The 12211-nt window shown below is 45.8% G+C and carries 13 protein-coding genes; 7 read left to right on the top strand and 6 right to left on the bottom strand.

Translation table 11 applies throughout. The features are described 5' to 3' along the window. Positions 1 to 6 precede the first annotated feature (6 nt). Positions 7 to 453: a DUF3021 domain-containing protein gene (locus BLR50_RS08620; RefSeq protein ID WP_092640691.1), complete on the top strand. Its 447-nt coding sequence runs from the start codon at positions 7 to 9 to the stop codon at positions 451 to 453. 243 nt (positions 454 to 696) lie between these two features. Continuing rightward, positions 697 to 2022 carry an alpha/beta hydrolase family protein gene (locus BLR50_RS08615; RefSeq protein ID WP_092640688.1) on the top strand — a complete coding sequence of 442 codons (1326 nt, stop codon included), beginning with the start codon at positions 697 to 699 and terminating at the stop codon, positions 2020 to 2022. A 136-nt stretch (positions 2023 to 2158) separates the two neighbouring features. Here the strand turns inward: BLR50_RS08615 and BLR50_RS08610 are convergent, their stop codons facing one another. The 6 genes from BLR50_RS08610 to BLR50_RS08585 form a co-directional block, all read right to left on the bottom strand. Then, positions 2159 to 2494, bottom strand: coding sequence for a branched-chain amino acid transporter permease (locus BLR50_RS08610; protein ID WP_092640685.1), 336 nt, complete (start codon positions 2492 to 2494; stop codon positions 2159 to 2161). After that, positions 2491 to 3294, bottom strand: a complete 804-nt coding sequence (locus BLR50_RS08605) for an AzlC family ABC transporter permease (RefSeq protein ID WP_092640682.1) — start codon at positions 3292 to 3294, stop codon at positions 2491 to 2493. The genes BLR50_RS08610 and BLR50_RS08605 overlap by 4 nt, the downstream gene beginning before the upstream one ends. Before the next feature lie 32 nt (positions 3295 to 3326). Then, positions 3327 to 4445 carry a peptide chain release factor 2 gene (gene prfB, locus BLR50_RS08600; protein ID WP_092640679.1) on the bottom strand — a complete coding sequence of 373 codons (1119 nt, stop codon included), beginning with the start codon at positions 4443 to 4445 and terminating at the stop codon, positions 3327 to 3329. A 247-nt stretch (positions 4446 to 4692) separates the two neighbouring features. Beyond that, positions 4693 to 5748 carry a DUF4097 family beta strand repeat-containing protein gene (locus tag BLR50_RS08595; protein ID WP_092640676.1) on the bottom strand — a complete coding sequence of 352 codons (1056 nt, stop codon included), beginning with the start codon at positions 5746 to 5748 and terminating at the stop codon, positions 4693 to 4695. Between the two features lie 48 nt (positions 5749 to 5796). Further along, positions 5797 to 6396, bottom strand: coding sequence for a DUF1700 domain-containing protein (locus tag BLR50_RS08590; protein ID WP_092640674.1), 600 nt, complete (start codon positions 6394 to 6396; stop codon positions 5797 to 5799). Continuing rightward, positions 6389 to 6715, bottom strand: a complete 327-nt coding sequence (locus BLR50_RS08585; protein WP_092640671.1) for a PadR family transcriptional regulator — start codon at positions 6713 to 6715, stop codon at positions 6389 to 6391. Before BLR50_RS08585 ends, BLR50_RS08590 begins: the two co-directional genes overlap by 8 nt. Positions 6716 to 7009: 294 nt before the next feature. Between BLR50_RS08585 and BLR50_RS08580 the strand changes: the two genes are divergently transcribed. The 5 genes from BLR50_RS08580 to BLR50_RS08560 all read left to right on the top strand — a co-directional run bounded on the left by BLR50_RS08580 (position 7010) and on the right by BLR50_RS08560 (position 12158). Continuing rightward, positions 7010 to 7990 (top strand): RING finger protein, encoded by a 981-nt coding sequence (locus BLR50_RS08580; protein ID WP_092640668.1) that lies wholly within the window; start codon positions 7010 to 7012, stop codon positions 7988 to 7990. 78 nt (positions 7991 to 8068) lie between these two features. Beyond that, a complete protein-coding gene (galU, locus tag BLR50_RS08575; protein ID WP_092640665.1) occupies positions 8069 to 8938 on the top strand; it encodes a UTP--glucose-1-phosphate uridylyltransferase GalU in 870 nt (289 codons plus the stop codon). A 137-nt stretch (positions 8939 to 9075) separates the two neighbouring features. Further along, a complete protein-coding gene (locus tag BLR50_RS08570) occupies positions 9076 to 9825 on the top strand; it encodes a YebC/PmpR family DNA-binding transcriptional regulator (RefSeq protein WP_092640662.1) in 750 nt (249 codons plus the stop codon). A 171-nt stretch (positions 9826 to 9996) separates the two neighbouring features. Then, positions 9997 to 10902, top strand: a complete 906-nt coding sequence (locus tag BLR50_RS08565) for a tyrosine-type recombinase/integrase (RefSeq protein ID WP_092640659.1) — start codon at positions 9997 to 9999, stop codon at positions 10900 to 10902. Positions 10903 to 11324: 422 nt separating this feature from the next. Then, on the top strand, positions 11325 to 12158 hold the full coding sequence (locus BLR50_RS08560; RefSeq protein WP_092640656.1) for a tyrosine-type recombinase/integrase: 834 nt from the start codon (positions 11325 to 11327) through the stop codon (positions 12156 to 12158). The last annotated feature ends 53 nt before the right edge of the window (positions 12159 to 12211 follow it).

Here is a 12211-nt window from a genome sequence, read left to right as displayed (position 1 = left end):
CTGATTATGAGCTTAGCAAGCTTTATCAAAAAGACGGTTCTGAATTATTTTTTAATATTTGCCTTAATCGTAATAGGAACAACCGTGGTGCGCCAATTCTCCACGGGCGATAAGAGCATCTCGCTCAATGAGATTTACACCTTTCTGCTCTGCGCGCTGGCCGGTGATTTACCGAGCTTTATTCTGTATTCTCGCAGGGAGTTAACCAAGAGGCAGTCGCAGTTAAGAATGGCTATTCATTTCACCGTGCTGGAGGCTGTACTGATAACCCTGGGGAACATCACCGGGTGGGTTCACGGCTGGCTGCAATCGGTTGTATTCTTCGCGGATATTGGCATTATCTATCTGATCGTCTGCCTATTTTCTTATAACAACGACAGGCTGGCTGCACGCAAAATTAATGAAAGATTAAAAGAGATGAGGCAGGAACAGGCTAATACTAATCTTCGTTAGAACTGTATGCTAAAAATCTTCACAATACCGTATTTATCAAAGCTTTTGTTCGATTTCTTGTACATTTCTCAGACGAATTTAAGTATAAGCAAGATAGCGAATAGTTGCTTTCGCAGCTTACCCCTATTGTTTTACAGGTTACACGTTTAATCTAGCAGCATACGGAATATGGCGTTTACTTTTACCGCCATATTCCGTATGCTGTTTTTGACATTACGAAAGAAACGAGAGGATGGCTGCATTATGGCATGGATTATTCTTATCATCACCGCAGTTATTGAAATTGCGTTTGCGGTGTATTGCATGGTTACGAAATCGAATCACCAAAATTTACGAAACTGGCTACGCGTTGGGGTATTCACCGTATTTATCATTGCTGTTTTGGTATCGGTTATAAAGTGGAGCTTCAGGTGGTACCTGCTTGCTGCCCTATTATTAGTCCTGGCGGTAATCGGTGGAATATCTTTAATAATCAAAAGAAAAGATGGTAAACCGTATAAGCCTGCGGTAATTATTCTAAAGGGAGCTGCCGTATGCATCATAACCGCTTTTACTTTAGTACCGGCACTGATATTTCCGCAGTATCGTGAGCCTAAGATTACCGGAACGTATAAGGTTGACACAGCCGTTTACACCTATGTGGACAAAGCCCGCACCGAAACCTTTAGCAATACCGGTGAAAACAGAAAGGTGAATGTGGAGTTCTGGTACCCCGAAGGCACAACAGGCACCTGCCCGCTGGTAGTGTTCTCACACGGTGCATTCGGTGTAAAAAGCAGTAATACCTCCACCTATATGGAGCTGGCGAGCAACGGGTATGTGGTGTGCTCTATCGACCACCCCTATCATTCCTTTTTTACTTCCGCAACCGACGGTACCGTTACAACGGTTAATCCGGCCTACCTGCAGCAGATTATTGATGTAAACAGTGATGTTTATGATGACGAGACTGCTTTTAAACTTGAACAGGATTGGATGAACGTTCGCACCGGTGACATGAATTTTGTATTGGATACAATTCTTAATAACGCTAAGAATTCAAGTGCCGAAGAAGTTTATAAGCTCATTGATACAAAACATATTGGATTGATGGGCCACTCTCTGGGCGGTGCCGCAAGTGCGCAAATTGGCAGAGAACGTAAGGATATTGCCGCCGTAGTAAACCTTGACGGAGACTTACTGGGGGAGTACGAGGGCTTTAAGAACGGTAAAATCGTCTTTAATGACCAACCCTACCCGCTGCCGATACTTACGATTTATAGTGATACAATGACTCAGGCGATGGACAGGGTTAAACAGAAGGGTATTCTTGACGCCGGAACGAATTTGGCCGCAACCGCGCCCTATGCGTTTACCGTAAGCATAAAGGGAACAAACCATATGAGCTTAACCGATCTTCCCCTTTTCTCTCCCCTGCTTACAAACATGATCTGCAGTTCTGTTCATATCGGCGGCGGGAAGGAAGCGGATAAGTATTATGTCATTGAAACGATGAACCGGGTGGTTCTTGATTTCTTTAACTGTTACCTGAAAGACAGCGGCGCGTTTAATGACGAAGGCTCGTATTAAAACTAAATACGCTTATAAAAAGGAACTAGCCTCGGGAATTAACCCGGGGCTAGTTTTCAGTTTCTGTAATACCATTAAATAAGAATAGATTTTCCTTGAAGGGGCACTGTTGTGCATATCTCCCCACGGTACAGCTTCATTTAAACACCACCTGCACCAGCACCATATAAAGTGCTGTGCCGGAGAGGATGCTGATGAGCGTATTGCGCTTCCAGACGTGCAGCACTACAACCACGATGGAAGCAATCAGCTCGGGCAAACCAAACGGGAACGAGGTAAACACAATACTGCGCAGGCAGTACACCACTAAAATCGCCATGATAGCGGGTGGCAGTACACTGCCCAGATAGATGACAAACTTGGGGGTCTGCTTTCCGCCCGAAAAGAACACAAACGGTGTAAGCCTGGTTAAGAAGGTGACGGCGGCAACCGTAAGGATAATACCGAGCGACTGTAAGGGGGAAAGTATCACTTTACTACCTCCTCCTTTACCTTACCTGCTTCTGCCGGCCCTTCGCTTACTGTGCCGGCGGGTTCAACGACTATACCCTTTGTTTCACAATCCTTTGCGGCAGCTTCGGTGGCTTTAGAGGAAGCCTTTGTAATGGGCGAGCGCAGCAGCATTAAAAACAGCACCGAAATAATCATGGCGGGCAGGATAAAGCTATCCTTGCCGAATACAATCAGGCTGCCCACTGCGGCGCACACCCCGATAATGGCGGGGATACGCGAAGGGTAGGTAAGCCACTGCTCGGTGCAGATGACGATGAACAGCGCCGTCATGGCAAAATCGATGCCCTTGGTGTTAAAGGGGATGATCTCCCCCGCAAGCGCGCCGACAGCAGAGCCGGTAATCCAGTAAAGCTGGTTAAACAGCGCAATCAGGAACATAAAGGTCTTGGGGTTTGCTCCCTCTGGCGTTTTTGCAGAGCAGAGCAGCGAGTAGGTTTCATCAGTAAGCGAAAAGATCATGTACGGTTTTCTGGCACCCATGCCTTTAAACCGGTCGATCATCGAAAGGCCGTAGAACACATGACGGATGTTGACGGCAAGCGTCATAAGGATAATCTGCGTAAGGGAGAATGCGCCCGAAAAGAAGTTGATGGCTACAAACTGCATGGAGCCCGCGTATACCAACACGCTCATCAGTGCCGCCCACCATGCGCTGTAGCCCGCATTGCGCATTAACAGCCCAAACGCGATGCCCACAAAAACATAACCGAGCATCACAGGAACGGATGCCGTAAATGCCGCTTTTACTGTCTTCTTCATGAAAATACAGTCTCCCGAAAATCTACATTTTCTTATGCTTTTAGCTCACCGGTACTCTTCGCCTTGAGGTAGGCGTTGATAAAGCCGTCGATATCACCGTCCATCACGGCGCCGATGTTGCCCGATTCAAAGCCGGTGCGGTGATCCTTGGCGAGCGTATAGGGCATGAACACATAGGAGCGTATCTGGCTGCCCCACGCAATCTCCTTCTGAACGCCCTTGATGTCCTCTATCTTTTCATAATGCTCGCGTTCCTTAATCTCAATGAGCTTGGATTTAAGCATGGTCATAGCGGTTTCGCGGTTCTGGCGCTGGCTGCGTTCCTGCTGGCAGGCCACTACGATACCTGTGGGGATATGGGTAATGCGGATGGCCGATTCGGTTTTATTAACGTGCTGGCCGCCCGCACCGCTGGAACGGTAGGTATCTACCTTTAAATCTTCATCATTAATAACAATGTTGATGTCTTCGCCGATCTCGGGCATAACCTCCAGTGAGGCAAACGAGGTATGCCTTCTGCCCGAGGCATCGAACGGCGAGATGCGCACCAGGCGGTGAACCCCCGCCTCGCTCTTTAAATAGCCGTAGGCGTTGGTACCCTCGATGAGGATAGAAGCACTTTTAAGGCCAGCCTCTTCACCGTCAAGATAATCGAGGATCTTATATTTAAAGTTGTGATTTTCTGCCCAGTGGGTGTACATACGGTAGAGCATCTGTGCCCAGTCCTGCGCCTCGGTGCCGCCCGCTCCCGCGTGGAAGGTAAGAATGGCGTTGTTGGTATCGTACTCGCCGGTTAACAGGGTGGCAAGACGCGCGGTGGCAAGAGATTCTTCAAACCTTGCTGCCTCCTGCTGTGCCTCGGCGTAAAGCGATTCATCCTCGGCCTCGTCGGCAAGCTCTATTAAGGTTAAGGCGTCGTCATAGCTCGCCTTCAGCTTCTCGTAGCCCTCTATCTTGGCCTTGCACTGTGCAATGCGCTGCAGCACCTTCTGCGAAGCCTCGGGGTTATCCCAAAAGCCCGGAACAGCTGTTTTGGCCTCCAGCTCCGGGAGCTCGCGGCGCGTGGCCTCCAGCGAGAGCGCACCCTCAAGGTCGTCCAGCTCCGGCTTAAGGCCTATTAGCTTCAGCTTTAGTTCTTCAAAGATTAGCATAGAATCCTCCGTCTGCCCTACATTTTCACGGCAGTTTTTACCTTGACAATATAAATTAAAAACATACTTTATTATAGGGCAAGTTGAATTTCTTGTAAAGTGTCGTAGTAGCCGAATGTAATGCAATCAATTCCAGGATTTGCAGATAAGCACACCAAAAGTTGAAGTTGTTAAAACCTGTATCGCTTTATATACAAAGCGCAGGAACACGTTTGGTGATCCTGCGCTTAATTTTAAAGAATATTTATTATTCAAAGCGAATACTGATCTCTCCGCTGGTGGTGGATGCCTTAAGCTTTTTGCTTCCGCCCTTAGACTGGGGTACATCCCTATCCCCACTGGTGGAGCTTGCTTCCACGGTGTAATCCGATTCTGAGCCTAACAGGGTACCGCTTACCGTACCGCTGGTACTGGTAAAGCTAAAATTATTGCCGCTCAGTTTGGTGAAGGAGATTTCGCCGCTGGTGGTATGAAGGGTTACGTCCCCCTGCGAACCGGTTTTATCCAACCTGATGGTACCGCTGATACTGTTGGATGAGATCCCGCTGTTGAAAGTGGAATTCTTAAAGGTGATTTCACCGCTGGTGGAGGAGATATCTGCTGTTCCCTTGGCGTTTACATTCTCAAGCCGCAGGCTGCCGCTCATAGAATTAACGTTGATATCGCCTGCAATCTCGGCCGTGTCTAACATAACCTCACCGCTGGTGCTCTGCAGCTTCATCGGGCCGTTTGCATTACAGTTGTTTAACCGGATTGTGCCGCTGGTAGTGGAGGCATCAAGCCGTTTGGGGGTGATGATATTGGCTAAGGTAAGCTCGCCGCTGGTGGAATGGACATTCAGCTCTTCCTGCAGCTTGATATCCTTAATGCTGATACTGCCGCTTACGGTGGAGGTATCTACCGCGCCTACAAATTGAGCAGGTACCGCAACAGTAGTCGCTCGTGATTGGAGGTCGATATGCAGACCGATGTACTCAAACCACTTTTTCGCAGAATAATATTCTATGCGAAGCTCACCCGCCGGGGAAAGCGAAACCTTGTATTTATCCTTGTCGTTTTCGTAGGTAGTTATCTGAAAGCTGTTATCGGGAGACGGGATAAGCTCAACCTCGGCAGATACATCCTTCACTACCAGCGATTTCACCTTTGCGCCGTCGTAGCTGTAATGCTTCTCTTCATAGGGCTGATTCGTGTTGACCGAATCAAGCCTAAAGCCCCCGATTGCAATACCGGTAAAGGCCAACAGGATTCCCGCCATGATAATAACCGCTATAACGATCAGCAGATTCTTCGTGATTTTCATAAATAACCATTCCTTTCATTATGTTGCAAGAAAGCAGCAGCATCTATTTCAAGCCTTTGGCTCAACTTTTATAAACAGGGATTTTACAAACCGCAAAAAGCGGCCCGTGAGATGCACAAGCCATACGGCAAGCTTTTGAACGCCAACAAATGCGGGAATCCCAAGCCCAAGGCATACGAGCGAACCGCCCAACAGCGTTAAACCGGAGGGGAGGTTCTGCGCCATAGCAAAGAACGACCCCAGGAACCCTGCAATACCACCAACGAAGAGCGACAAAACGCCCGCATAGAGCGAGATAATCACTGACCATATTGCGATATAAACTGATAGTATTACCATAAAAAACGCCATCAGCAAAGGGAGCCACAGCGGAAAGCCCAGAATAATCAGCACTATCTCCCATGCCTTTAAACCCTGCTTGGGTTTCATTTTAGCCTTCATCAGGGTGGGCAGCGGCAGGTCCAGCATTGCCTCTCTTACAATATCATCGATATTCCCCAGTGCCGTAACCGCTGCCTCTTCGTCCATGCCGTCTTCCACACGGTCGTCTATCATCTCGGTGTAATAGCTAACCGATTTTTCAATCTCGCTTTGTGGAAGAGTACCCAGCCTGCCCGAAAGGCAGGTGATAAACTCTGCTTTATTCATTGTCTGTTCCTCCCACTCCTACTGTTATGAACTGAAAAACCTTCATAACCTCTTTCCATTCTTCCAGAAAATCCTCTATCCTTTTTCGCCCGATATCGGTGATCTTATAATACTTGCGCAGCCTGCTGTTGTGCTCCACCGAATAGTCGGTAAGCGCATTCGCTGTTTCCAGCCGCTTTAAGATAGGATAGAGGGTTGATTCCGAGATCTCAATGCACGGCTCGATATCCTTGATAATCTGGTAGCCGTAGGAATCCCCTTTGCTTAGTACCGTCAGCACACAAATTTCCAACAGCCCTCGTTTCAGTTGTATATCCATAGTATACACCTCGTTTCAAGTAATACTATACATCGCATAGTATTACTTGTCAATACCTAATGTAATAATAATTTAAATTAAATAGCAATCGCTTTTTTAGGCTTTTTGCCGTTTAACTAACAGGTAATACTACACATCACATAGTATATGCTTTCAGCGGTTTCCCAAGAATATGTTTTCTGTTAAACGAAAGTTAATCTTTTGTTCTGGAATTTTTTATTGGCTTTTAACAGCGATTCGTATATAATAGATTATGGTTTTATATCGGTAAAAGAAAGGGCATGAATCGAAAAAATGGGCAGATATGACGGAATCAAATGCCCCGCCTGTGGGGTAGAGTTTAAGGATAAAGATGATATCGTGGTTTGCCCCACCTGCGGTGCGCCCCACCATCGGCACTGTTATGAAAAACAGCAGGGCTGCGTGTATGTGGATAAGCATGCCACCGGCGAGGAATGGCGTCGCCCTTCGGTAGAAAAGATTGACGGTGATGCACCCCGGCGCTGCCCGCGATGCGGAACCTTAAATCAGGTAGACAGCATCTTCTGTGAGCTGTGCGGGACACCGCTGAACAATGCAAATATTCCGCCTAAGAGCGACGAGGAATCCGGCGGTTTCTTTGCGGGAATGAAGCCCCCGGTTGTGATGGAGTATAACCCATATACCACACCTTACGGCGGTTTAAGCCCCGACGAGAGCATCGACGGGATTCCCGTGAAGGATATTGCCATGTTTGTGGGTTCCAACTCACACTACTATCTGCCTCGGTTTAAAGAGATGGTAACGCTGAAAAAGAACATTTCGTGGAACTGGGCGGCCTTTTTGGGCAACGCCCTGTACTTTTGCGGGCGCGGCATGTATATGATCGGTTCGCTGCTGGCTGTGGCCTTTCTCATACGCCAGCTGCCCTCTACGATGGCCACCTATTATTATGTTGCCGCCAATATCAATCAGTTTCTCGCAAACCCAACCATTATGTTCTCGGGTGATATTCCCCCTACAACAGCCTACTGGCTGAATATCGCCAATATCTTCAGCTACGTTTACTGGGCCACCTGTATGGTTTGGGGATTATTCGGCAACAAGCTTTATCAACGCTATGTATTTTCACAGATTCGCCAGCTGAAGGAACGCTTCGGTGACGGAGAAGAGTATAAAGCCGCACTGGTGAAAAAGGGCGGTTTAAAAACCGGCCTGATGATTGGGCTTGTAGTAGGCTTTTTTGTATTGAGCTTTGCGGTAGCAGTTGCAGTGGAATTTTCTCTTGTAGCGTAAGGCATTCTGATTAAGCGTTTAGGGCCATACCGCTATTAGGCGCAGTATGGCTAAATATAATGTATAAGGAGTATATTCATGAAGATAAGAAAGGCAGTTATTCCCGCGGCGGGGCTTGGCACCAGAGTGCTGCCCGCGTCAAAATCGATGCCAAAGGAAATGCTTCCGATTGTGGACAAGCCGGCTATCCAGTTTATTGTGGAAGAGGCCGTTAAATCGGGCATAGAGGATATTCTCATCATCACCAGTCGCGGCAAAACCACGGTTGAAGACCATTTTGACCGCGCCCCCGAGCTGGAGGAAAAGCTTTTGCGCGCCGGTAAAACCGAGGTATATAACGAGATGGTTGCCATATCGAATATGGCAAATATCCAGTACATCCGCCAGAAGCAGCCGTTGGGGCTCGGCCACGCGGTGCTGTGCGCCAAAACCTTTGTGGGGGACGAGCCGTTTGCCGTGCTGTACGGCGACGACGTAATTATCTCGCAGAACCCTGCCTGCGGGCAGCTCTGCCGCGCTTATGAGGAGTTCGGGCAGGGCGTTGTGGGTATTAAAGAAGTGCTGCGCGAAGAAATCGGCAAATACTGCTCACTGCAAACGGGGCATATCCGCGATAATCTTTACACCGTAACCGATATGATTGAAAAGCCGAAGCCCGATGAGGTAATGTCGTTGTTCTCTATCCTCGGGCGCTGTGTGCTGCCTTCAAAAATCTTCGGCATTCTTGAAAACACAAAGCCGGGTGCGGGCGGCGAGCTTCAGCTTACCGACGCTATGGCGGTGCTGGCCCGTACCGAGGGCTGCATCGGCGTAAACTACGAAGGCACGCGCTACGATATGGGCAACAAGCTGGGCATTCTGAAGGCTATTGTAGAGGTTGGGTTGGAGCACCATGAGATTGGCAGCGACTTTAGGGCTTACCTGAAGGGTATCTGCGAAAAATTATAACGGACTGTTGTGTTGATGCACTTGTTGTGCTAAAATACTAACGGTAATAATACTAATTTATAAATTGAATTAGCATTAGGGTGTAAGACCGCGGTGCGCTGTTGCGTGTACCGCTTAATATTTGGAGGGGTATACGTATGTCAGGACATTCTAAATGGAATAACATTAAGCGTAAAAAGGAGAAAACCGACGCACAGAAGGCAAAAATCTTCACCAAGATAGGGCGTGAGATTGCGGTGTGCGTGCGCGAAAGCGGCGGCGACCCCAGCGTAAACGGCAAGCTGCGTGACTTGATTGCCAAGGCGAAATCCAATAACGTACCCAACGACAACATCGACCGCATTATCAAAAAGGCGATGGGCGGCGACGATAAAAACCAGTACGAAAGCCTGTTCTACGAAGGCTATGGCCCCTGCGGTGTTGCCGTAATCGTTGAAACCTTAACCGAAAACCGCAACCGCACGGCGGGTGACCTGCGCCACTACTTTGATAAGTTTGGCGGAAACCTTGGCACTACCGGCTGCGTTTCGTTCATGTTCTCGCAGAAGGGCGTTATCGTTATTGAGTCTGAAGGGCTCAACGAAGATAAGCTGATGGAGGACGGTATGGAGGCAGGCGCCGAGGACTTCTCGTTTGAGGAGGATGTGGTGGAGATCTACACCGATCCGAACGCACTGCACGACGTTCGCGAGGCGCTGGAGAAGAAGAAGTATTCCTTTATCTCCGCCGAGGTGGAGTTTTTGCCCCAGACCTATGCCCGCATTGAAGACGCCGACACCGCCCAAAAGATGAGCCGCCTGCTGGAGCACCTTGAGGATAACGACGATGTGCAGAACGTGTGGCACAACTGGGAGAATGAGGACGACTTCAGTGAGGATGAGGAGTAACAAGGGTTTGTGAATAACACATCTGCATAGTATGCTATAGCAACTATGGAATCAGTTCGGGCTTCGATGACATATGTGACTGATTCAGTAATTAAGTTACGAGCAACGAAATGTACTGCATTATTGAGCCTTTCTAGTGTGTGTTTCTAACACATTAGGAGGGCTTTTTTGATGTTTCTGGAAGATGCGGTTAAGGAATTTATCTTTGAATGTCAGGTAAGAAAATACACATGGAAAACAGTTAAAGGCTATCGGAACGGCTTGGAATTCTTAGTTAATTACCTGAAAGAAGAACATGGCTTAACAACCATCCAACAAGTGCAGACCAGACATTTAAAAGAATTTTTTATGTACCAGAGCCGGAGAGGGCGCAAAGAATCTTATTTGAATGGTTTAATCAAAACCTATCGAGCCTTTTTTAAGTATGTCATTGGAGAAGAATATATTACTGCTAATCCAATATTAAAGGTTAGTTGGATGCGTGAACCTAAATCTATTATAAAGACCTTTTCTGATGATGAAGTAAGACGAATGTTAGGCGCATATCCAGAAAACGACTATATGAGCATGAGAAACAAAGCTATTATTGCTATGCTCTTTGATACTGGAATTCGGAACTATGAACTATGTACACTAACTGAAAGTCAGGTAAAAGATTCTGTTATCGTAATCTACGGAAAAGGTAAAAAAGAAAGACAAGTTGGGAAAAGCCCCTATCTGGCTAAAATACTGTTAAAGTATGAACGATTCAAGAAATACAACTTTGAATACAAGAATATTACAGTTGATAACTATTTCCTTTCACGAACAGGAAGACCATTAACTGATGAAGCTATCGAAAACATTGTTAGAAATGCAGGTCTATACGCACAAGTTTCAGACAGTATTAGATGTAGTCCACATACCTGTCGTCATTACTTTGCGCAGGCACAGTTGAAGAATGGGATGGATGTATATTCTCTTAGTCGCTTGTTGGGGCATGACAATATTAAGATAACACAGAGGTATTTACAGGGCTTACAGGATGAGGATGTAGTATCGAGGTCTATAAAGACCAGTGTTCTAATGAATCTCTAAAATCATTAAAATATATTACTATATGTGATATTGAAATTGCATTAATATACAGATGGTATTGTTGTTGATATGCGAAAAGACATAGAGTATCAACCGATTAGAGCATGTTTAGTACTATATTCTCTTTGTTGTAAACCAATTTACTTTACAGTTTATAATCTGATTAATAATTTAAATCTCCTCTGCCCTTCCCTATCACATTGTTTTCAATAGTTAAAATTGATAATTGGATATTGAAAAAGGGTGTTGCAAGAATGGTTAAAATATCCTGCAATACCCTTATGATTTTGAAATATTAGTTAAACATAATATAATTTATGTTGAACTTAACCGTTGAATATGCTATAATATGGGTATCCAGTTAAACATAATTTACATCAAACCGGCTAAAATAAGTTAAACATAATTTATGGGGGATTGAAATGCTAAACGAGTATGAAAGGTTTTTAACCGATTCAGGCAAGTCAGATAACACCGTTACCGCCTATATGCTCCATATACAAGGCTTTATAGAATGGTATAAAGATAGTTATGGTGACATGCCTACCCGCTTGTACAGGGCTAATACACTTGATTATATTGCATATCTGCGTAACATTAAGAAACTTACTGCTAAGACTATCAATGCTAAGATATCTGCACTATTAAGCTATAACAAATATCTAATAGCCAAAGGTGTACAAGAAGATATAGTAGTATATAAATCAGATAACATTAAGATACAACAACAGTATGCAAGCCTTAGCATCGTTACAAAGCAAGAGGTTGAACAGTTTAGGCAAACAATACTGATCAATCAAGGTAAGAGAGATTATGCTATCGTTACTTTATTGGCTTATGCAGGGCTTAGAATAAGTGAAGTACTTGATTTAACTACATCAAATATTGGTTTTGTCGAAAGAGAATTGATTGTTTCCTATGGCAAAGGGCATAAACAAAGGGTGGTTTACCTTAATGACAAGATAATCAATGCCCTTAAAGAGTATATGCAAGAGCGCAATTCAACCAGTGCATACCTGTTTGTAAGCAGGGAGAGCGATAGAATCAACAGAACAAGGATAAACCAGATATTTAACAAGTATTCCGACAAGATAACACCACACACATTAAGGCATTTCTATTGTTCCAATGCTTTAGAGAGTGGCTATAGCGTTCATGAGGTAGCTAATCAAGCAGGACATTCCAATATTCATACTACCTTGCTATATACCAATCCTAACAAGGAACAGATGAAGGCAAAGGCTAACTTACTGTAATAAAAAAGGGGCTTGCGTTTCTGCAAGTCCTTTTACTTTGTAATTCATGTTTG

This window comes from Acetanaerobacterium elongatum (assembly GCF_900103835.1).
Classification (GTDB): Bacteria; Bacillota; Clostridia; order Oscillospirales; family Ruminococcaceae; genus Acetanaerobacterium; species Acetanaerobacterium elongatum.
This window is presented reverse-complemented; position numbering and strand designations above follow the sequence as displayed.